This window comes from Mesorhizobium koreense (assembly GCF_031656215.1).
GTDB classification, from domain to species: Bacteria; Pseudomonadota; Alphaproteobacteria; order Rhizobiales; family Rhizobiaceae; genus Mesorhizobium_L; species Mesorhizobium_L koreense.
In genome coordinates, this window is sequence record NZ_CP134228.1 from 4,084,689 (window position 1) to 4,105,125 (window position 20,437).

Below are 20,437 nucleotides of genomic sequence, written 5' to 3' on the forward strand. Positions count from 1 at the left end.
CCGCCTCGGTTCCCCTATAGTAATGCAAGCGGTACGCGACAATGCCGCAGGCCGATTTTGCGGCCACGAGGCAGGTGCCGGTAGCCCGAATGACGCATTGCGGTATGTAACGGCACATCCTAAAATCAACCAACTGTTGATTAGCGGAAGGGAGGCTCCATGGATTCGGACGTCATCAGAACGACCCGTCTGACGACGACTGATCGGAGTGGTTGGCTGGCTCTTGTCGCCAAGGCGCTGGGTGGCGCCGATTTCGACAAGTCGTTGCTTTCCTATACGGACGATGAGATCCGCATTGATCCGCTCTACGACCGCGCGCGCGACGTAGCGCCTTCGGGGCGCGTCGATCCACGTAAATGCTGGTCGATCGTGCAGCGCGTGGATGACACTGATCCTGAAAGGGCGAACGCCCAGGCCCTGGACGACGTCGAGAATGGCGCAACCGGACTCGCGATCATCTTCGACGGTGCGCCGAACGCCTTCGGTTATGGGTTGCCTGGAACGGCAGAGGCACTCTTGCAGGCGCTGGAAGGCATTCCGCTCGACAAGACGCATTTGAGGATCGACGTGCATCCCTCCAGCCGGATGTCGGTCGACTGGCTGGTGGAACTGTTGACGCAGCGTCGTGCCGATCCGACCAAGCTCAGCCTTTCCTTCGGTATCGACCCGGCGGCGAATTTCGTCGGCACCGGACGGCTCAGGATGTCGATCGAAGCGCTGAAGGCCTCGATGCCGCAATCGCTGGCGCATTTCTTCGCAATGGGCGTACCGGCTGTGCTGCTTGAGGCCGATGGCCGGGTCTATCACAATGCAGGCGCGACCGAGGCGCAGGAGCTCGGCGCCATGCTGGCGGCCGCCATCTGGCATCTGCGCATGTTCGAGGAGGAACGGCAGCCGCTTGTCTACGCCGCGCCGCATATCGGCTTCGCGCTCAGCGTCGACCAGGATCAACTCATGTCGATCGCCAAGATCCGGGCGCTGCGCAAACTCTGGATCGCAGCGCAGGAAGCATGCTCGATCGAGCCCTCGCAGGCCAGCGTCCACGCCGAAACATCGTTTCGTATGCTTACCAGGCGCGATGCCGAAACGAATATCCTGCGCAACACCATCGCAGCATTCTCGGCCGGCATCGGCGGGGCCGATACGGTTTCCGTACTGCCGCATACGCTCGCTCACGGCCTTCCCGACGCGGCCGCGCGCCGTATCGCGCGCAATACCCAGCTCATCCTCGCCGGCGAAAGCCATCTCGATTTCGTCATTGACCCCGCCGCCGGTTCAGGCGCGATCGATGCGCTCACCGGGTCGCTATGCGAAAAGGCCTGGGACGAATTCCGCCGGATCGAGGCAGAAGGCGGCATGCTCGAAAGCCTGTCAAAGGGGCGCTTCCAGGAACGGGTGAAAGCGGCACGGAAAGAGCGCACGGCCAAGTTCCGGGATGGCGAGCGGGCCATCCTCGGCACGACGATCTATCCGGCGCCCGAGGAGCGGGCCGTATCGACGCTGAACGCCGATAAGCGGCCCCTGCCGGAAGACGGCACAGTGTTCTGCGAGCGCCTGCCGGCCCTGCGGCTCGACCAGTTGATTGGAAGCAACGCGTGATACCAGACTTTTCGTCGATCGACTGGCGCGAGGCCCGGGCCAAAGCGGCCAAGCCGCCGCGCGACAGGCGGCAAACGCCGGAAGGGATAGCGATCCGCCGCAGCTACCGCGAACGCGACCTCGCCGGGCTGCCCTATCTGGATACCTACCCAGGTGCCGCGCCCTATCTGCGCGGCCCCTACCCCACCATGTATGTCCAGCAGCCATGGACGATCCGGCAATATGCCGGGTTCTCGACGGCCGAGGAATCGAACGCGTTTTACCGGCGCAATCTGGCGGCAGGCCAGAAAGGCCTTTCGATCGCTTTCGATCTGGCCACCCATCGCGGCTATGACAGCGACCATCCGCGCGTCGCCGGCGATGTCGGCATGGCGGGCGTCGCCATCGATTCCATCCTCGACATGCGGCAGCTTTTCGACGGCATCCCGCTCGACCAGATGACGGTGTCGATGACCATGAACGGCGCGGTGCTGCCGATCATGGCGCTCTACATCGTGGCGGGCGAGGAACAGGGCGTCGCCCAGAAGGACCTCGCCGGGACCATCCAGAACGACATCCTCAAGGAGTTCATGGTCCGTAATACCTATATCTACCCGCCAAAACCCTCGATGCGGATCATCTCGGATATCTTCGCCTATACGTCCGAGCATATGCCGAAATTCAATTCGATCTCGATCTCCGGCTACCACATCCAGGAAGCGGGAGCGACGGTCGACCTCGAACTCGCCTATACGATCGCGGACGGGGTCGAATATGCGCGAGCGGGGGTCGCCGCCGGCCTCGACATCGACAAGTTCGCGCCCCGGCTTTCCTTCTTCTGGAACGCCGGCATGAATTTCTTCATGGAAGTGGCGAAGCTGCGCGCCGCACGGCTCATCTGGGCGGTGCTGATGCATAAGAATTTCGCGCCGAAGAACCCGCGCTCGCTGTCGCTGAGGGCGCACTGCCAGACCTCGGGCTGGTCGCTCACCGCGCAGGATCCCTACAACAACATCATGCGCACCATGATCGAGGCGATGGCGGCAACGCAGGGGCATACCCAATCGCTCCACACCAACTCCTTCGACGAGGCGCTGGCGCTACCGACCGACCATTCCGCGCGCATCGCACGCAACACGCAATTGCTGTTGCAGAAAGAATCCGGCACGACGCGGGTGATCGATCCATGGGGCGGCTCCTACTATGTCGAGCGGCTGACGCATGATCTGGCCGCCCGTGCGCTTTCCCATATCGAGGAAGTGGAAACACTGGGCGGCATGGCGGCAGCCATCGAAAAAGGCGTGCCCAAACTCAGGATCGAGGAAGCGGCGGCGCGCACACAGGCGCGGATCGATTCAGGCGAGCAGATGGTAGTCGGCGTCAACAGCTACCGGCCGGAGCAGGACATCGAGGTCGACGTGTTGAAGGTCGACAACGCTGAAGTCCGCGCGCGCCAGTTGGCCAAATTGCAGCAACTCAAGGGCACACGCGACGTCGCGGCTGTCGAAACCTCGCTTGGCGCGCTGACAGAGGCCGCCCGCAGCGGCAAGGGCAACCTTCTCGGCCTAGCCGTCAGGGCCGCGCGCGCCAAGGCGACGGTCGGTGAAATCTCGCTGGCGCTGGAAAAGGCCTTCGGTCGGCACGTCGCGGAGATCCGCACCATTTCCGGCGTATATCGCAAGGAGATCGGCGAAAACGCCGTCGTCGAGCGCGTTCTCGGCAAGGTCGAGCGTTTTGATCGGCTGACAGGAACGAAGCCGCGCATCCTGGTGGCGAAGATGGGTCAGGACGGTCACGACCGCGGCCAGAAGGTGATTGCCAGCGCCTTCGCCGATCTCGGCTTCGAGGTCACGGTCGGCGCGATGTTCCAGACGCCCGAGGAGATCGCGAAGCTCGCGGCCGAGAACGATGTCCATATCGTCGGCGCCTCGTCGCTCGCGGCAGGACACCTGACGCTGATCCCAGAACTGAAAGAAGCGCTTCAGCGTCTCGGACGCGGCGACATTATGATCGTCGCCGGCGGCGTCATCCCTCCGGACGATTTCGAGGCCGTACGCGAGGCCGGCGCCGATGCCATCTTCCCGCCCGGCACGGTGATCCCGGAAGCGGCGGAGAATCTGGTCGACACGCTTCTGGCGGCTGCCGGGCCGGCGCGCCGCCACGGCACTTGAAGCGAGACTCGCTCCCTCAATATGGACTCCCGCCTCCCTTCGGCGGTATCCCGGCATAATCAAGCGATGCGGAGGCTGCGATGCTGACGGCGTATCTCAGGGAGGGCGAGTGTCTGCTTCCCACCGCCATCGATCCGGCAATCGGCGTGCCGGACGGTGTCGCCTGGATCGATCTCAACACACCTACAAAGGACGAGGAGCAGGCCGTCGAGCGGATGCTCGGCGTCGGCATCCCGAATCCTGACGAAATGCGCGAGATCGAGGAATCGAGCCGCTTCTATACGGAAAACGGCGTGCAGTTCATGACGGCCTCGGTACTCCACTCCTCGCATGTCGGATCGCCGGGGATCGCGCCGATAACCTTCATTCTCGCCGGCAACCGTCTCGTCACGCTGCGCTATTCCAACCCAAAATCCTTCATGCAGTTCGAAGCCCGGATCGCCAAGCCGGGCAATGGCATCATCGCGCCCAAATGCGATGCAAACTGGCTGTTCCTTGGGCTGATCGAAGCCATCACCGACCGCATCGCCGACATACTGGAAAACGTCGCAAGCGGCCTCGATGACACCTCCTCCATGCTGTTCAGCACGGAACCCGGCGAGCGGCCGATGGGGACACCCGCCTTTCGCGAGGCGTTGCGCAGCATCGGCAAGGAAGGCGCTTTCCTCTCGAAGGTCCGGGAGAGCCTTGCGGGCATCAACCGCATGCTCGTCTACCTCTCCGCCGGGGCGATCAACGGCAAGAGCAGCAAGGAAAGCCGCGCCTGGATGAAATCGCTGGAGCGCGATACCCAGTCGCTCAACGACTATGTCGGATTCCTTTCCAACAAGATCACCTTCCTGCTCGATACCGTGGTGGGGCTGGTATCGGTCGAGCAGAACGCGATCATCAAGATCTTCTCCGTCGCCGCCGTCGTCTTCATGCCCCCTACCCTCGTGGCGTCGATCTACGGCATGAACTTCCACAACATGCCCGAGCTTTCATGGCTGGCCGGCTATCCATATGCGCTCGGCCTCATGCTGGTCTCGGCCATCCTGCCCATCCTCTATTTCCGCCGGAAGGGGTGGTTGTAGCGGGATCGCTTTTCCCAGGCATCTGCGTGTGGTAATCATGGATTTCATGCGGGAGTTGTACCATATCGAAGCTGACCGAAAAGGACAAACGGAGCCTTGCGACGGCACGCCAGTGCATGGATCGCTATCACGTTGCTTTATCAGTGCTGGCGCAGGGAGATAACTCTCCGTACATGACCGACGAATTCAAGAAGCGACTTGCCGAGGCCAAGGAGAGGTTGGCGCCTTACACGATTGCCGGCAGAGCGAAGGCATAGCCTGTCGCTTAAGAGGTCCCCAGCGCAATAATCTCCCATTCCTTGCCGTTCACGGTCGCAAGATCCCCCACATTCTTACCGAACAAGGCTACCGCCATCGGCGAAACATGCGAGATCTTGCCCTTCGTGGCGTCGGCCTCGTCCTCGCCGACGATCTTCCACCGGTGCGGAGTTCCGTCCTCGGCTTCGATCGTGACGCTCATGCCGAAACGAACGACGTCGCTTTCAGGATCGGGCACGGAAACCTCAGCGCTCTCGCGTCGGGCCGACCAATAGCGCAGATCGCGTGAAATCAGGGCGATCTTCTCGCGCTCGCCCTCCGCTTCGGCTTTCACAAGGTCTTCGCGTAGCGCGGCCGCTTCCGCCTCGATCATGCGGAGGCCTTCCGGCGTCACGAGGTTGCGATGCTCGCTGATCGGCCGTTCGCCGATATCGCTCGGTGAACGGTCGTCATCCTGCTCGCGGGTAAACGCTCTGCTCATCCGTGGACTCTATCACTCCGTATCGCTTTCTCAAGGAAAAGGCGGCCGGGGTAGTACATCGACACGGACGCTTATCCGGCGGACGCCAGCGTGAAGGCTGGGTGGACGCTGCCGACCTCGATGCCGTTCCAATTGCTGAGCGTCGGCTGCGCGAGGTTGGCCAGCTTGCCGGAAAGCTCGGCGTCGTCCCGGAGCAGGTGCGCCAGAACAGCGCTAACGACCGTTTCCGACGCCCGACCGGCGCCGTCGTCGCATTTGAGCGCGATGCCGAGACCGAGTTCCGGCACGGCGGCGCAATAGACACCTTCCGCGCCCGTCTTGACGAAGACGCGGCCCTTCCCCGCCTCCGTGATCTTCGTGCAGGCGCGACCCGTGCCGGCAACATAGAAGGGTTCGGCCGTACAGGCGGAAAACAGCCGTTTAGCAGCCTCCGCCCTCTTCGGCCCCAATCGCGTTCCCGTCGCCATGCGGGCAAAGCCAAGCGCCAGGCTTTTCAGCGGTATCGCATAGGTCGGGATCGAGCAGCCATCGGTGCCGCTGTTATCGAGCCCGTGCGGCGCACCGGTCACCCCTTCCAGCGCATCGCGGACCATATCCTGAAGGCGGTGATCCATCCGCACATAGCCATGATGGTCGACGCCGCAATGCTGGCAGACCGAAAGGAACCCCGAATGCTTGCCGGAACAGTTGTTGTGCAGCGCCGTCGGAGCAGCGCCGGAGCGCGCCAGTTCGATCGTTACCTCCTGCCGGCTCGGCCAGTGCGCGCCGCATTCGAGCGCCGTCCCGTCCAGCCCGGCCCGCTCCAGCATGGAAGCGGCAAGCGCCACATGCGCCGGTTCGCCGGAGTGCGACGCGCAGGCAAGCGCCAGTTCCTTTTTGCCGAAGCCGAACGCGTCGGCCGCACCGCTTTCGACCAAAGGCAGCGCTTGTATCGACTTCACCGCCGAGCGCGGGAAGACGGCGCGGCCGATATCGCCCAACGCCGTATGCACCGCGCCATCGGCGTCAAGGATGGCGATTGCACCGCGATGCCGGCTCTCGACCCTGCCACCACGCATCACCTCGACCAGAACCGGGTCGTCCATTCGAAGCCCCTCCCCCGAACGCGCGCTAGCGGATGCGTTCGAGGATGGAGACGTAGTTCGCCACTGCCGCGCCGCCCATGTTGAAGATGCCGCCGAGTTTCGCGCCCTCGATCTGCATGCCGCCGGCTTCGCCCATCAACTGCATGGCGGTAAGCGCATGCATGGAGACGCCGGTTGCGCCGATCGGATGGCCCTTCGCCTTGAGGCCGCCGGAAGGGTTGACCGGCAGGCGGCCGTCCTTCGCCGTCGTGCCGTCGAGCACGGCGCTCGCACCCTGCCCGCGCGGCGTAAGCCCCATCGCCTCGTATTCGATGAGTTCGGCGATGGTGAAGCAGTCATGCGTCTCGACGAAGGAGAGGTCGCCGAGCGTGACACCGGCCTTGCGGAGCGCCCTCGCCCACGCCTCCTCGCAACCCTCGAACAGCAGGATGTCGCGCTTCGACATGGGAAGGAAATCCTGCACGTGCTCGTTGGCGCGGAAGGCAACGGCGCGCTTCATCGAAAGTGCCGTATCGACATCGGCGAGCACGATCGCCGCGGCGCCGTCGGAGACGAGCGAGCAATCCGTCCGCTTCAGCGGGCCGGCGACGAAGGGGTTCTTCTCGCTCTCCTGCCGGCAGAAATCATAGCCGAGATCCTTACGCATCTGCGCGTAGGGGTTCTCGACACCGTTCTTGTGGTTCTTCGCGGCGATGGCGGCCAAAGCATCGGACTGATCGCCATGACGCTGGAAATAGGCCTGCGCGATCTTTCCGAAGACGCCGGCGAAACCGGCCGGCGTGTCGCCATCCTCGGGCAGGTAGGACGCCTTCAGGAGATTCTTCCCGATCTCCGGGCCGGGCGTCGTCGTCATCTGCTCGGCGCCGACGACGAGCACGACCTTGGCCGCATGCGCGTCGATCGCGCGGATGCCTTGGCGGACCGCCGCCGATCCGGTGGCGCAGGCGTTCTCCACACGCGTCGCCGGCTTGAAGCGCAGCCGGTCGCCGGCCTGAAGTACGAGGCTCGCTGTGAAATCCTGGGCCGAGAAGCCCGCGTTGAAATGGCCGAGCACGATCTCGTCGATATCGTCCGGACCGATGCCGGCATGTTCGATCGCGTCGGCCGCGACCCTGGTGATCATGCCTTCGAGCGTCTCGTCCGGATGCCGGCCGAAAGGCAGATGCGCCCACCCAACAATGCAAGCCGTCATGTCAAACTCCTTTGCCGCCGCAGCGCGGCACGATTGGTCCAATATTCGGTTTATTCCCTAAAGGTGGATACTCGCAAGCGGCACTTAAAGCGCTGCCGACCGCATCCCGATCGTCATTTTTTGTTGATTGACCAGTCAATTAAAAATAGAATTCCGGCAAGAGGTGGATATGCCGAAGCTTGGAATGGAGCCGCTAAGGAGGCGGGCGCTGATCGATGCGACGATCTCGGCGATCGGCGAGCGTGGCGCGCTTGACGTGACCATGTCGCAGATTGCCGGGAGGGCGGGTGTCTCCTCGGCGCTTGCCCATCACTATTTCGGCGCCAAGGAAGAACTCCTCCAGGCAACGATGCGGCACCTGCTTTCGGAACTCGGCACGGATCTGATGACGGCGCTGCGCAAGGCGGATACGCCGCGCGCGCGACTTTCCGCTGTGATCGCGGTCAATTTCTCCACGCACCAGTTCCGCGCTGAAACAGTTGCCGCGTGGCTCGCCTTCTATGTCGAGGCGCAGAAATCGCCGCCCATGCGGCGGCTGCTCATCGTCTATGCAAGGCGGCTCCACTCGAATCTGATGAGCGGGCTTTCCGCCTTTCTGCCACGTATCGAAGCGATCGACACGGCCGAGACGATCGCAGCCATGATCGACGGCTTCTATATCCGCCGCGCTCTGAAGGACGGACCGGCCGACGCGGTCTCTGCCGAGCGGCTCGTCGAAGACTATGTCGAACTGAGGCTTGCCCGATGACTTTGCCCCACAGAACCGGCCGCCCGAATATCCTCATCCTCATGGTCGACCAGTTGAACGGGACGCTCTTCCCGAATGGACCGGCCGGTTTCCTGCATGCGCCGCACCTGAAGGCGCTCTCAGCACGCTCGGCGCGCTTCGCCAACAACTACACCGCCTCGCCTCTGTGCGCGCCGGGCCGCGCTTCCTTCATGAGCGGGCAGTTGCCGTCGCGGACGCGGGTCTACGACAACGCCGCTGAATTCGCCTCCGACATCCCGACCTACGCGCATCACCTGCGCGCGAGCGGCTATCACACCTGCCTCTCGGGCAAGATGCATTTCGTCGGGCCGGACCAGCTCCACGGCTTCGAGGAGAGGTTGACGACCGACATCTATCCGGCCGATTTCGGCTGGACGCCGGATTACCGCAAGCCCGGCGAGCGCATCGACTGGTGGTATCACAATCTGGGCTCCGTCACCGGCGCCGGCGTCGCCGAGATTACCAACCAGATGGAATATGACGACGAGGTCTCATTCCACGCGGCACAGAAGCTCTACGAGTTCTCGCGCGTGTCGGAAGACGCCGACCGGCGCCCCTGGTGCCTGACCGTTTCCTTCACCCATCCGCACGATCCGTATGTCGCGCGGCGGCAATATTGGGACCTCTACGAGGACTGCGCCGAACTCGAGCCGAGGGTCGGGTTCATCCCCTTTGAGAAGCAGGACCCGCATTCGCAGCGCCTTTATCGAGCGAGCGACTATGCGGGCTACTCGATCACGGAGGAGAATGTCCGCCGCTCGCGGCGCGGTTATTTCGCCAATATCAGCTATCTGGACGACAAGGTCGGGGAACTCGTCTCCGTTCTCGAACGGACGCGGATGCTGGACGACACGATCATCCTCTTCTGTTCCGACCACGGCGACATGCTCGGCGAGCGTGGCCTGTGGTTCAAGATGTCGTTCTATGAGGGCTCGGCTCGCGTGCCGCTGATGATCGCGGGACCGGGAATCAAGCCCGGTCTGATCGAGTCTCCCGTCTCCAATCTCGACATCCTGCCGACGCTCGCCGACCTCGCCGGCGTGGACATGGACGCTATCATGTCCTGGACCGACGGCCAGTCGCTGAAGCCTCTGATGGACGGAGGGGCGCGCAAGGCGCCGGTGCTGATGGAATACGCCGCCGAGGGCTCCAATGCCCCGATGGTGGCGATCCGCGACGGGCGCTACAAGTTCGTTCACTGCGAGATCGACCCGCCGCAACTGTTTGATCTGGAATCGGATCCCGACGAGCGGGAAAACCTCGCGGCCGACCCAGCGTACGCCGCGCTGATGGCGTCCTTCATGGAGAAGGTCCATTCGCGTTGGGATATGGCCGCTTTCGACGCTGCCGTACGCGAGAGCCAGGCGCGCCGCTGGGTCGTCTATCCGGCGCTCCGGAACGGCGCCTACTACCCATGGGATTTCCAGCCGTTGCGCAACGCGTCCGAACGCTACATGCGCAACCACATGAACCTCGACAACCTCGAAGAGCACAAACGGTTTCCCCGGGGAGAGTGACTTGGGGGAACAGCAAACAGGGAGAACGACATGATCACGGTTCACGGAAGGGCGACTTCCTCCAATGTGCAGATCGTCATGTGGGCGATCGGCGAACTCGGCCTGCCGCACAGAAGGCTCGACGTCGGCGGTTCTTTTGGAGGGACGAATACGCCGGAATATCTGGCGATGAACCCGAACGGGCTGGTGCCGACCATGCAGGACGGCGACCTCACCATGTTCGAGAGCGCGGCGATCCTTCGCTATCTCGGCGCGAAATATGCGAGCGAGCCTTTCTGGCCAAAGGATGCAGGCAAACGCGGCCGGCTCGACCAGTGGGCGGAATGGGGGCGGACGAGCTTCACGCCGCCCATGGGACAGATCTTCGGTCAGCTCGTGCGGACGCGGGAAAGCGAGCGCAACGCAGCGACGGTCGCCGGTCTCGAAACCCAGCTCAGGCGGCTCGCCGGCATCGCAGACAGGCGCATCGGCGACGGGCCGTGGCTTGCCGGCAACGAATTCACCTTTGCCGATATCCCTTTCGCGCATCAGCTCTATCGCTATTTCACCATGGCTTTCGACAGGGCGGAGACACCGAACCTCGTCGCCTATTATGAGCGGCTCAAGGATCGCCCGGCCTTCGCCGAGCATGCGATGGTTTCGTATGAGACGTTGAGGGCGGTGTGATGCAGCCCGGTCAGTTGCTTGCCGGAACGGCCGCGTACCCCCCTCATGCTTGAGGCCGACTACGTCATCGTCGGGTCCGGCTCGGCGGGTTCGGCGCTCGCCTACCGGCTGTCGGAGGACGGGCGGCATTCGGTGATCGTCATCGAATATGGCGGCACGGATTACGGGCCGCTCATCCAGATGCCGGCGGCGCTGTCGATCCCGCTCAATATGAGCCGCTACGATTGGGGTTTTTCGAGCGAGCCGGAACCGCATCTCGGCGGGCGCGTGCTGGCAACACCGCGCGGCAAGGTGCTGGGCGGCTCCTCCTCGATCAACGGCATGGTCTATGTGCGCGGCCATGCGCGCGATTTCGACCATTGGGCCGAAGAGGGCGCGCGCGGCTGGAGCTTCGCCGACGTACTGCCCTACTACAAGCGCATGGAGACTTCCCACGGCGGCGAGGCCGGCTGGCGCGGCACGGACGGGCCGATGCATGTTCAGCGTGGGTCGAGCCACAATCCGCTCTTCGCCGCCTTCACCGAGGCAGGCAGGCAGGCGGGGTTCGAGACGACAGCGGACCATAACGGGTCGAAGCAGGAAGGCTTCGGGCCGATGGAGCAGACGATCCATAACGGGCGGCGCTGGTCTGCGGCGAACGCCTATCTGAGGCCGGCTCTGAAACGGAAAAACGTGAGTCTTGTCAGCGGTTTCGCGCGACGTGTGATGATCGAGAATCAACGCGCGGTCGGCGTGGAGATCGAGAGGCGGCGAAAGGTGGAGGTGGTGAAGGCGCGGCGCGAGGTGATCCTCGCTGCCTCTTCGATCAATTCGCCTAAGCTCCTGATGCTTTCCGGCATCGGATCGGCGACGCATCTGAAGGAACTCGGCATCGAACTGGTGGCGGACCGGCCGGGCGTGGGGCAGAATTTGCAGGATCATCTGGAGCTTTACATCCAGCAGGCTTCGACCAAGCCGATCACGCTTTATTCCAAGCTGAACCCCTTCTCCAAGGCTCTGATCGGGGCGGAGTGGCTGTTCTTCAAGACCGGGCTCGGCGCGTCCAATCATTTCGAGGCGGCGGCTTTCGTGCGCTCGCGCGCCGGGATCGACTACCCCGACATCCAGTACCACTTCCTGCCGGTCGCCATCCGCTATGACGGCAAGGCGGCGGCGAAGTCGCACGGTTTCCAGGCGCATGTCGGGCCGATGCGGTCGAAATCGCGCGGCTCGGTAACGCTGCGTTCCATCGATCCCGCCGACAAGCCGGTGATCCGATTCAACTACATGGCGCATCCGGACGATTGGGCGGATTTCAGGCATTGCATCAGGCTGACGCGCGAGATCTTCGGGCAGCAGGCCTTTGACGATTTCCGCGGCGAGGAGATCGCGCCGGGTGCGCAAGTGCAGAGCGACGAAGAACTGGACGACTTCATCCGCGCGCATGTCGAGAGCGCCTATCATCCCTGCGGCACCTGCCGGATGGGTGCGGCGGACGACCCTTTGAGCGTGGTCGATCCGGAATGCCGGGTGATCGGCGTCGAAGGCCTTAGGGTCGCCGATTCCTCCATCTTCCCACGCATTACCAACGGAAATCTGAACGCGCCGTCGCTGATGACCGGCGAGAAGGCGGCCGACCACATCCTCGACAGGGCGCCGTTAGCGCCCTCCAATCAAGAACCGTGGATCAACCCGCGCTGGCGGGAATCCGACCGGTAAACCGCGGATGGGGCCGGCCGCCGCTGGATTCAACGCCGAATGGGCGTTATCGAGGGGAATCGAGCCGTTTTTGGCTCTGGAGGGTCGTTCCCGTGAAGCAGAACCAACTCTATCTCATTATCGGCGCCCTCGTGGTGATCGTGGTCGCGCTCGGCGGCTATATCTATCATGAGCGCACCAAGCCGGAGGGGGTCCAGATCCAGTTCGACCAGAACGGATTGAAGATACAGAAGAACTGAAATTTCCGCCCGGGCCGTTCGCAACAGGCCCGGCGAATCCATGGGAGCCGCCCCGCATGAAGGCGCAACCGACGGCATCGCATTACGTCAATGGCGGCTACGTCGAAGACGAGCACGGCCAGAGGCTGGAGGTGATCTATCCCGCCACCGGCGAGACGATCGCTCATCTCCATGCCGCCACGCCCAACATCGTCGAACTGGCGATAGAGGCCGCGCGCTCTGCACAGGCCGAATGGGCGCGCCTCAAACCCGTCGAGCGGGGGCGCGTGCTTCGCCGCGCCTCCGATATCCTCCGCGAGCGCAACGCCGAACTCGCCCGGCTCGAAACGCTCGACACCGGCAAGGCCTTGCAGGAGACACTGGTCGCCGATCCCGCCTCGGCCGCCGACGCGCTCGAATTCTTCGGCGGGGCGGTCGCCGCCTTCCACGGCTCCCATGTCGATCTCGGCGGCCCGTTCGGCTATACGCGGCGGGAACCGCTCGGCGTATGCGCCGGCATCGGCGCCTGGAATTATCCGATCCAGATCGCGGCGTGGAAATCGGCCCCGGCGCTTGCCATGGGCAACGCCATGGTCTTCAAGCCTTCAGAGAACACGCCGCTTTCCGCGCTGGCGCTCGCCGAAATCTATACCGAAGCCGGCCTGCCGGATGGGCTCTTCAATGTCGTTCAAGGCTTCGGCGATGTCGGCGCGGCCCTTGTCGGCCATGAGGCCGTCGCCAAGGTTTCTCTCACCGGCTCCGTTCCGACCGGGCGCAGAATAGCCGGCGCCGCCGGCTCGAAGCTGAAGCACGTCACGATGGAACTCGGCGGCAAGTCGCCGCTCATCGTCTTCGACGATGCCGATGTCGAGAACGCCGTCGGCGGCGCCATGATGGCGAATTTCTATTCCACCGGCCAGGTCTGCTCGAACGGCACGCGCGTCTTCGTGCAGGACGGCATCCGCGAGCGCTTCCTCGCCCGGCTAACGGAGCGGACGAAGAAAATCCGCATCGGCGACCCGCTCGATCCCGAGACGCAAATGGGGCCGCTCATCAACAGGGTGCAGCATGAAAAGGTGCTGGCCTATATCGAGACCGGCAAGAAGGAAGGCGCGAAGCTCGCCCATGGCGGCGGCATGCCGAAGCTGCAAGGCTTCGAGAACGGACTTTTCGTCGAGCCGACGATTTTCACCGATGTTGAGGACGGCATGACGATCGCGCGCGAGGAAATCTTCGGGCCGGTGATGTCCGTTCTTTCCTTCACGAAGGAGGAAGAGGCCATCCGCCGCGCCAACGACACGGAGTTCGGCCTTGCCGCCGGAATCTTCACGCGCGACCTGCCCCGCGCCCATCGCGTGATCGCGGAATTGCAGGCGGGAACCTGCTGGATCAACAACTACAATCTGACGCCGGTGGAACTCCCCTTCGGCGGGTACAAGCAGTCGGGAATCGGCCGTGAAAACGCGCTCGCAGCGCTCTCGCATTATTCGCAGATCAAGAGCGTTTATGTCGAAACGGGCGACGTCGCGAGCCCGTACTGACGCAGGTCTCCATAAGCGCTTGCAGGATCGGAACCCGGGCGCTATAAGCCGCCCGTCTGGTCGCGGAGTGTAGCGCAGCCTGGTAGCGCACCTCGTTCGGGACGAGGGGGTCGCAGGTTCAAATCCTGCCACTCCGACCAGTAAAATCAAATACTTGGAAGCACATCCGATTTATACGGCAATGATTGAGATAAATCATTGCCGAAGCCTCCTTGACCCGCCTGACATGAACGTCTCACCCGTCTGTCTCTGACAGTCCAGGGGATGGTGCCCGTAGTTTTTCCGAGGCCTCTTTGGTCATGGCAGGATAAGTCCACGGCCCGCCACATATCGACGTTGCCTTGCATCGACAGGTCACACCGCCGCGTGCCCTACCCGGGGTAAGCGTTGTCACGCGCAACGCCGCGCAGACACTGGATGATGGCAGGAATTTTTGGCGTCGAAGCTAAAGCAGCGAGCGTTCTGACGAACGCGGTCCCCGCTGCTCCAGTGCTTCAACTTGGTTTCCTCAGCCGCATTTGTGCGACACCAGCCGATCCCGTCCGGCTACAAAATGCTCCAGCGGCTGCGGCCGGTCAACCGAGTAAAGACCGGCCCTTTTAAGCCCACTCCACCTTGGAGGTCTTGGCGTTGTCGTCCCCTACAAGGCCGCGGCAGAAAGAACAGTGGAATCGCTTGATGCCTGGATAGGATTTGAGCACCATCGAGAGGAGGTCCTTCAGGTATACGTTCTGCGAGTTCCATCGGTTTCGGATGGTGATCAAGCTCATCGATCGAGAATCTTGTATGTTTTTCACAGCCGATTTCGCGACCTTCTCGTTCGTCGCTGTCGACGCGATTTTAAACAACTGAGCTAAATTGTCGTCGACGTAGTTGATACGGTTGGCAATGCGCTCATAAGTTTCAGCGGGCTTGCCCGGCGATCCCCCGTGTCGACCCTGATATTTTGAAAGCTCATAATCGGTGCACTGCTTTCCGCCGCCAATCGTCTCTACCACTTTCGCTTTGGTATCGGAAAGTTTTACACCAGGGTCGGAAAGTACATTTCCATGTATACCGTAAAATATCAGTTCGACGCCATGCGGAACCTGGAAAGACCTGTTGCCTTTGTAATATCCGCCGTGGGCAGAGATCAATGCGTCTGTGCTGTTGGATTTCGATTTGAACATATAAAGCTTTGAACCAATAGGCGTCGCTCCATCGGGAATGGAATCGCTCATAAGTATAGCCCTCCAAGTTGATCCGATGATATTTCCACTAAATCATATCTCGTTCAAGCGGTTCGTAAGCGGCGTCATCAGGCCGCAACCTTAAGCTCGGGACTGGCAATGCGGCCCAAGGAAGCAGGCTCATCGCCGCTGAAATGCAGGTTGATTCAGCTTGCTGAATGGTATTCGTCATCCTGCGCAGGCGTCTCGCGCGACGTGTTCGCCGGCAAGGCCGCCGGTGCGGGGCCGCTGATTTGCACGGTAGTCGGCAACGGCGTAAGCGCCAGGCCACCGCAACGCCGGAAGAACTCGTTCCTGAGACCGTCACCTCGTTTGGCGGCATGAACATGCAGTGCGTAAAGTTGCGGCAACATTGTCATTCCTCCCTGTTTCGATAGCCACAATGTCGGCCCGTATGCCCTCGTTCTCCACCCGTTTTCCGACAAGCTGCCGCTTTCCTGCCTTCACAGCGGCGCACCGCGCGGTTAGACCCTTTCAAGGCCAGACTGAAAAACTTCGTCGGGCGATCCAGCAAGGAGCGGACAGCAGGGTATGCCGATTGAATGGGCCGACCTCTCCGAGGATGAGCGGACCGCGCTGAAGCGGATGAACCGCGGCCCCTATCCAAATCTGGAACGTCAGCTGGCAGAGCGGCTCATTTCCCTCGGTCTGGCCGTGGACCGTCCACGCGGGGTCGGCATCAGTCGGGAGGGGCGGGAACTGGTCATCAACACGCTGCTCGCCGCCAAGGATAATTGAGCGGTCACCGCCTCTGGAACAAAATCGGCGCACCGGGGTTGATGGCTTTGGGGGTGTCGAGAGGGAGGTTCCAGCATGGCCACGAAACCCACCAAAGCCGGCGGCAAGACCGCGCTCACCGCGAAGAAGAGCGAGGCTTCGAAGCATCTGAAGACGTCGAAGCCGAAATCATCGGCAGCGGGCGCGAAGCCGACCGGCAAGAAATAGCGCTGCCGGTTCAGGAGCCGACGCCTGCCACCGGGACATCAGTGCATTGACGCGAACCGACAATTACCTGCTCGGGCGGGCCGAGAACGAAGTCGTGCGGCTCAAGCGGCAGATCGCAACGCTTGCCCCGGATTCAGGCGCACAACTCGACAGGATCGGCATCACGCCCGGCGAGCGCGTGGTCGATATCGGCTGCGGACCGGGAGGCGTCCTGCATCTCCTGGCGGAGCGGGTCGGCCCTGCCGGATCGGTACTTGGCATAGAACGCAGCCCGCGTTTCGTCGAACTGGCGCGCCGCTTCGTCACCGACCTCGGCTTGTCTCATGTCGAGATACGCGAGAGCGACGCATACGATACGGGATTGCCGCACGGCTCCTTCGACGGCGCTCATATGCGGCTCGTGCTGGTCAACGTTCCCGAACCGGAGCGAATGGTGCGGGAGATGGTGTCGCTCGTCCGGCCGGGCGGATGGGTGGCGAGCTTCGAGGCAGACTATCTCCCCTATTGCTGCGATCCGCCGCTTGAGGCATGGACCCGTCTTCTCGATGCCTATTCAGCCTATGCGCGCGCGCAGGGCATCGATCTATCCGTTGGCCGCCGCACACACGGCCTTTTTCGCGATGCCGGTGCGGTGGATATCCGCGTCGATGCCGTCGTTCATGTCTTCCCACCCGATCACGAGCGCCGGCGATTCCCAAGCGCACTGATCGGCAATGTTCGTGAGCGGCTGATCGAAGGCGGCTTTGTCGCGCGGGCTGAAATCGATCGCGATCTGGCGTCACTCGAAAGCCATTTGGCCGATCCGGGCGTGCAGGTGATCTCCAACATGTTCTTCCGGCTGACAGGGCGCCTTCCCGCATAAAGCGCATGCATCCTCTTCTTTCGGCTGTTGCGTGCCGTATCAGGCTGCGCCAGAAAGTATCGCGCCCACGTGTCGAGGATAGGAAGTGGCCGGAGAGACAAACAGTGAGGTCGATTGCGTCGTCATCGGCGCAGGCGTGATCGGGCTCGCGGTCGCGCGCGAACTGGCGATGGCCGGACGCGAGGTGATCGTGCTCGAAAAAGCCGGCGCGATCGGCACGGAAATTTCGAGCCGCAACAGCGAGGTTATCCATGCCGGCCTCTACTATCCGGCAGACAGCCTGAAGGCTAGGTTCTGCGCACCGGGGCGTGCCCTTCTCTACGACTATTGCCGGTCGCACGGCATCCCGCATCGCCGCATCGGCAAACTGGTGGTCGCATCGAGCGAGGCCGAGGTCGGCACGCTCGACGGCATTGCGGCGCACGCCCGCGCCAATGGCGTCGACGACCTCGAATTCCTCGCCGGCCCGAAGGCCCGAGCGCTGGAACCGGCACTCAATGTCTCAGGCGCGCTTCTGTCACCGAGCACCGGCATCGTCGACAGCCACGCCTATATGCTGGCGTTGCGGGGCGAAGCCGGAGACCATGGCGCCGTCTTCGCCTTCCACGCCCCCGTCATCGATGGCGCGCTCGAAAAGGATGGCGTTATCCTTCGTGTCGGCGGCGCGGAGCCGGTATCGTTGCGCGCGCGACTCGCCGTCAACACGACAGGGCTCGCGGCGCGCAAGGTGGCGCTTTCGATCGGCGGCGTTGCCGGCGTGCCAGAACTCAAATTCGCCAAGGGCAATTATTTCGGCCTCACCGGCAGAGCGCCCTTCTCACGGCTGATCTATCCGGTGCCGGAACGGGGCGGGCTCGGCGTCCACCTGACGCTCGACCTTGCCGGCCGGGCGCGTTTCGGGCCGGACGTGGAGTGGATCGATCGGCCGGATTACGCGGTCAACGCCGAGCGCGCCCTGCCCTTCTATGCCGCGATCCGGCGCTACTGGTCGGCCTTGCCCGACGGCGCTCTCTATCCGGATTATGCCGGGGTCAGGGTCAAGGTTGTTGGTATCGAGCCGAACGATTTCGTTATCGAAACCTCGAACGCGCCGTTCATCAATCTGTTCGGCTTCGAATCGCCAGGACTCACCGCCTCGCTGGCGATTGCGCGGGAGATCGGGGCGGTGGCAAAGAGCTTATAGTGGCGAGATCGAATTTTGGTTGATGCGCAGATCCCCCAAAGCAGCCAAGCCCGCGACCGCTTTTCCCCTCCCCTTCAGGGGAGAGGTGGCGGGCGGCGCCGACAAAGTCAGCCGCTTCAGGCCGTCTTGGCTACCTCCAGGTGCAGTTCCTCGATCATGGCATCGCGCATCATGAATTTCTGCGCCTTGCCGGTGACCGTCATGGGCAGGCTCTCCCTGAAGCGGACATAGCGAGGGATCTTGTAGTGGGCGATCTGGCCCCGGCAGAATTCCCTGATCTCCTCCTCGGTCGGCGGATCGCCGGCCTGCGCCACGATCCAGGCGCATAGTTCCTCGCCGTATTTCTCGTCCGGCACGCCGAAGACCTGCACCTCGCGCACCTTCGGATGGCGGTAGAGAAACTCCTCCACCTCGCGCGGATAGACGTTCTCGCCGCCGCGGATGACCATGTCCTTCACGCGCCCGACGATGTTGCAATAGCCCTCCGTGTCGAGCGTGGCGAGGTCGCCGGTGTGCATCCAGCCCTCGGCGTCGATCGCTTCCTTCGTCCGCTCCTCGTCGTTCCAGTAACCCTTCATGACCGAATAGCCGCGCGTGCAAAGTTCGCCGCTCTGGCCGACGGGGACGGTCCTGCCATCCTCGCCGATGATCTTCACCTCCAGATGCGGCAGGATGCGGCCGACGGTGGAGACCCGCTTCTCGATCGGGTCGTCTGTGCCGCTCTGGAAGGAGACGGGACTGGTTTCGGTCATGCCGTAGGCGATCGTTACCTCACTCATATGCATCTGGGAGACGACCCGTTTCATCACCTCGATCGGACATGGCGAGCCGGCCATGATCCCGGTTCGGAGCGAAGAAAGGTCGAAGCTCTTGAAATCCGGATGATCGAGTTCGGCGACGAACATGGTGGGCACGCCATAGGCCGCCGTGCAACGCTCACCGGCGAGCGCTTTCAGTGTCGCGCCCGGCTCGAAGCCTTCACTCGGGAAGATCATCGCCGCGCCCTTGGTGACGCAGCCGAGCGTGCCCATCACCATGCCGAAGCAGTGATAGAGCGGCACGGGGATCGCCAGCCGGTCCTGCTCGGTGAAATGCATCGCGTCGGTGACGAAGGCGGCGTTGTTCAGGATGTTCCTGTGTGTCAGCGTCGCTCCCTTCGGCGACCCGGTCGTGCCGCTGGTGAACTGGATATTGATCGGCTCGTCCGGCTTCAGGGAGGCGGTGATGGGATCGAGCGCGGCAAGCGCCGCCTCGTCCGCCATCGCCACCACATCGGCGAAATTATAGGCGCCCGGCGTCTTTTCCTCGCCGGTGCGGATGACGATGCGCAAATCGGGAAATTTTTCCGCCTTGAGATCACCCGGCGCGCATTCCGTCATCTCTGGCGCCAGCGTCTTCAGCATGCCGAGATAATCCGACGTCTTGAAGCTCGCCGCCGTCACCAGCGCCTTGCAGCCGACCTTGACCAGCGCGTATTCGAGTTCGGCGAGGCGATAGGCCGGGTTGATGTTGACCATGATGAGGCCGAGCCTCGCGGTCGCAAACTGGGTCAGCACCCATTCGGGCCGGTTGGGCGACCAGATGCCGACGCGGTCGCCTTTCCTCAAGCCGAGCTTGTGGAGGCCGGCCGTCAGTAAATCCACCTGACGGGCAAGTTCGGCATAGGTCCAGCGGATGCCGTGCTCGAGGAAGATGGCGCCGTCGCGAGAGCCGTGCCGCGCCACCGTCCGCGCGAATGCGGCCGCAATCGTTTCTTCAAGCAGCGGTGGCCGGTCGGCCCCGCGGACCCGCGACAGCCCGCTAATCGGCGCCAGCGACGCGGCGCCCTTCTCAATTTTCCTGTCCATGATTGTTCCTCCCGATCGCTGGCGACGGCCCGTAAGGGCCGGCCACCGTTTTACCCTTCATACAAATTCCGGTCGCCGAGAGTCACGTGAACTTTTGGACCAAGACAACCGGGGTGCAACCGAT

19 protein-coding genes and 1 tRNA gene are annotated in these 20,437 nt (G+C 62.8%); 14 read left to right on the forward strand and 6 right to left on the reverse strand.

Annotated elements, in window-relative coordinates; all coding sequences use genetic code 11:
• Nucleotides 1–159: 159 nt before the first annotated feature.
• From RBH77_RS19480 to RBH77_RS19490, 3 genes are all read left to right on the forward strand, one after another.
• Entirely contained in the window at nt 160–1,599 is a 1,440-nt protein-coding gene (locus RBH77_RS19480; protein WP_311029221.1) for a methylmalonyl-CoA mutase subunit beta, read from the forward strand.
• Nucleotides 1,596–3,749, forward strand: coding sequence for a methylmalonyl-CoA mutase (gene scpA, locus RBH77_RS19485; RefSeq protein ID WP_311029222.1), 2,154 nt, complete (start codon nt 1,596–1,598; stop codon nt 3,747–3,749). The genes RBH77_RS19480 and scpA overlap by 4 nt, the downstream gene beginning before the upstream one ends.
• A gap of 80 nt (nt 3,750–3,829) precedes the next feature.
• Nucleotides 3,830–4,822 carry a magnesium transporter CorA family protein gene (locus RBH77_RS19490; RefSeq protein ID WP_311029223.1) on the forward strand — a complete coding sequence of 331 codons (993 nt, stop codon included), beginning with the start codon at nt 3,830–3,832 and terminating at the stop codon, nt 4,820–4,822.
• 265 nt (nt 4,823–5,087) lie between these two features.
• Here RBH77_RS19490 and RBH77_RS19495 read toward each other — a convergent pair whose 3' ends face one another.
• The 3 genes from RBH77_RS19495 to RBH77_RS19505 all read right to left on the reverse strand — a co-directional run bounded on the left by RBH77_RS19495 (nt 5,088) and on the right by RBH77_RS19505 (nt 7,838).
• Nucleotides 5,088–5,561: a GreA/GreB family elongation factor gene (locus RBH77_RS19495; protein ID WP_311029224.1), complete on the reverse strand. Its 474-nt coding sequence runs from the start codon at nt 5,559–5,561 to the stop codon at nt 5,088–5,090.
• A 71-nt stretch (nt 5,562–5,632) separates the two neighbouring features.
• Nucleotides 5,633–6,646, reverse strand: coding sequence for an asparaginase (locus RBH77_RS19500; protein ID WP_311029225.1), 1,014 nt, complete (start codon nt 6,644–6,646; stop codon nt 5,633–5,635).
• A 25-nt stretch (nt 6,647–6,671) separates the two neighbouring features.
• Entirely contained in the window at nt 6,672–7,838 is a 1,167-nt protein-coding gene (locus RBH77_RS19505; protein WP_311029226.1) for an acetyl-CoA acetyltransferase, read from the reverse strand.
• Between the two features lie 169 nt (nt 7,839–8,007).
• Here RBH77_RS19505 and betI point away from each other — a divergent pair, with 169 nt between their 5' ends.
• The 7 genes from betI to RBH77_RS19540 all read left to right on the forward strand — a co-directional run bounded on the left by betI (nt 8,008) and on the right by RBH77_RS19540 (nt 14,387).
• Nucleotides 8,008–8,586, forward strand: coding sequence for a transcriptional regulator BetI (gene betI, locus RBH77_RS19510; RefSeq protein WP_311029227.1), 579 nt, complete (start codon nt 8,008–8,010; stop codon nt 8,584–8,586).
• A complete protein-coding gene (gene betC / locus RBH77_RS19515) occupies nt 8,583–10,124 on the forward strand; it encodes a choline-sulfatase (RefSeq protein WP_311029228.1) in 1,542 nt (513 codons plus the stop codon). The genes betI and betC overlap by 4 nt, the downstream gene beginning before the upstream one ends.
• Before the next feature lie 30 nt (nt 10,125–10,154).
• On the forward strand, nt 10,155–10,790 hold the full coding sequence (locus RBH77_RS19520; protein ID WP_311029229.1) for a glutathione S-transferase family protein: 636 nt from the start codon (nt 10,155–10,157) through the stop codon (nt 10,788–10,790).
• A gap of 45 nt (nt 10,791–10,835) precedes the next feature.
• Nucleotides 10,836–12,488 (forward strand): choline dehydrogenase, encoded by a 1,653-nt coding sequence (betA, locus tag RBH77_RS19525; RefSeq protein ID WP_311029230.1) that lies wholly within the window; start codon nt 10,836–10,838, stop codon nt 12,486–12,488.
• Nucleotides 12,489–12,580: 92 nt separating this feature from the next.
• Nucleotides 12,581–12,727, forward strand: a complete 147-nt coding sequence (locus RBH77_RS19530; protein ID WP_311029231.1) for a hypothetical protein — start codon at nt 12,581–12,583, stop codon at nt 12,725–12,727.
• A 56-nt stretch (nt 12,728–12,783) separates the two neighbouring features.
• Nucleotides 12,784–14,247, forward strand: coding sequence for a betaine-aldehyde dehydrogenase (gene betB, locus RBH77_RS19535; RefSeq protein WP_311029232.1), 1,464 nt, complete (start codon nt 12,784–12,786; stop codon nt 14,245–14,247).
• A 63-nt stretch (nt 14,248–14,310) separates the two neighbouring features.
• A tRNA-Pro gene (locus tag RBH77_RS19540) sits at nt 14,311–14,387 on the forward strand.
• A 459-nt stretch (nt 14,388–14,846) separates the two neighbouring features.
• Here the strand turns inward: RBH77_RS19540 and RBH77_RS19545 are convergent.
• Together RBH77_RS19545 and RBH77_RS19550 are read right to left on the reverse strand one after the other, a co-directional pair.
• Nucleotides 14,847–15,467, reverse strand: coding sequence for a putative adhesin (locus RBH77_RS19545; RefSeq protein ID WP_311029233.1), 621 nt, complete (start codon nt 15,465–15,467; stop codon nt 14,847–14,849).
• A 155-nt stretch (nt 15,468–15,622) separates the two neighbouring features.
• On the reverse strand, nt 15,623–15,829 hold the full coding sequence (locus RBH77_RS19550; protein ID WP_311029234.1) for a hypothetical protein: 207 nt from the start codon (nt 15,827–15,829) through the stop codon (nt 15,623–15,625).
• Between the two features lie 178 nt (nt 15,830–16,007).
• On the opposite strand from RBH77_RS19550, the gene RBH77_RS19555 reads away from it, so the two are divergent.
• From RBH77_RS19555 to RBH77_RS19570, 4 genes are all read left to right on the forward strand, one after another.
• A complete protein-coding gene (locus RBH77_RS19555; RefSeq protein WP_311029235.1) occupies nt 16,008–16,214 on the forward strand; it encodes a hypothetical protein in 207 nt (68 codons plus the stop codon).
• A 75-nt stretch (nt 16,215–16,289) separates the two neighbouring features.
• Complete coding sequence (locus tag RBH77_RS19560; protein ID WP_311029236.1) at nt 16,290–16,421, forward strand: hypothetical protein; 132 nt, start codon at nt 16,290–16,292, stop codon at nt 16,419–16,421.
• Between the two features lie 46 nt (nt 16,422–16,467).
• The gene (locus RBH77_RS19565; RefSeq protein WP_311029237.1) at nt 16,468–17,283 is read left to right on the forward strand and encodes a methyltransferase domain-containing protein; all 816 of its coding nucleotides are present in this window, start codon (nt 16,468–16,470) and stop codon (nt 17,281–17,283) included.
• An 85-nt stretch (nt 17,284–17,368) separates the two neighbouring features.
• Nucleotides 17,369–18,466, forward strand: coding sequence for an NAD(P)/FAD-dependent oxidoreductase (locus RBH77_RS19570; protein ID WP_311029238.1), 1,098 nt, complete (start codon nt 17,369–17,371; stop codon nt 18,464–18,466).
• 116 nt (nt 18,467–18,582) lie between these two features.
• On the opposite strand, the gene RBH77_RS19575 is transcribed toward RBH77_RS19570, so the two are convergent.
• Nucleotides 18,583–20,313 (reverse strand): AMP-binding protein, encoded by a 1,731-nt coding sequence (locus tag RBH77_RS19575; RefSeq protein ID WP_311029239.1) that lies wholly within the window; start codon nt 20,311–20,313, stop codon nt 18,583–18,585.
• Nucleotides 20,314–20,437: the final 124 nt, after the last annotated feature.

Coding starts and splice junctions, on each gene's coding strand:
- RBH77_RS19480 (WP_311029221.1), top strand. CDS start 160: ATGGATTCGGACGTCATCAGAACGACCCGTCTGACGACGACTGATCGG.
- RBH77_RS19490 (WP_311029223.1), top strand. CDS start 3,830: ATGCTGACGGCGTATCTCAGGGAGGGCGAGTGTCTGCTTCCCACCGCC.
- RBH77_RS19495 (WP_311029224.1), bottom strand. CDS start 5,561: ATGAGCAGAGCGTTTACCCGCGAGCAGGATGACGACCGTTCACCGAGC.
- RBH77_RS19500 (WP_311029225.1), bottom strand. CDS start 6,646: ATGGACGACCCGGTTCTGGTCGAGGTGATGCGTGGTGGCAGGGTCGAG.
- RBH77_RS19505 (WP_311029226.1), bottom strand. CDS start 7,838: ATGACGGCTTGCATTGTTGGGTGGGCGCATCTGCCTTTCGGCCGGCAT.
- betI (WP_311029227.1), top strand. CDS start 8,008: ATGCCGAAGCTTGGAATGGAGCCGCTAAGGAGGCGGGCGCTGATCGAT.
- betC (WP_311029228.1), top strand. CDS start 8,583: ATGACTTTGCCCCACAGAACCGGCCGCCCGAATATCCTCATCCTCATG.
- RBH77_RS19520 (WP_311029229.1), top strand. CDS start 10,155: ATGATCACGGTTCACGGAAGGGCGACTTCCTCCAATGTGCAGATCGTC.
- betA (WP_311029230.1), top strand. CDS start 10,836: ATGCTTGAGGCCGACTACGTCATCGTCGGGTCCGGCTCGGCGGGTTCG.
- betB (WP_311029232.1), top strand. CDS start 12,784: ATGAAGGCGCAACCGACGGCATCGCATTACGTCAATGGCGGCTACGTC.
- RBH77_RS19545 (WP_311029233.1), bottom strand. CDS start 15,467: ATGAGCGATTCCATTCCCGATGGAGCGACGCCTATTGGTTCAAAGCTT.
- RBH77_RS19550 (WP_311029234.1), bottom strand. CDS start 15,829: ATGTTGCCGCAACTTTACGCACTGCATGTTCATGCCGCCAAACGAGGT.
- RBH77_RS19555 (WP_311029235.1), top strand. CDS start 16,008: ATGCCGATTGAATGGGCCGACCTCTCCGAGGATGAGCGGACCGCGCTG.
- RBH77_RS19560 (WP_311029236.1), top strand. CDS start 16,290: ATGGCCACGAAACCCACCAAAGCCGGCGGCAAGACCGCGCTCACCGCG.
- RBH77_RS19575 (WP_311029239.1), bottom strand. CDS start 20,313: ATGGACAGGAAAATTGAGAAGGGCGCCGCGTCGCTGGCGCCGATTAGC.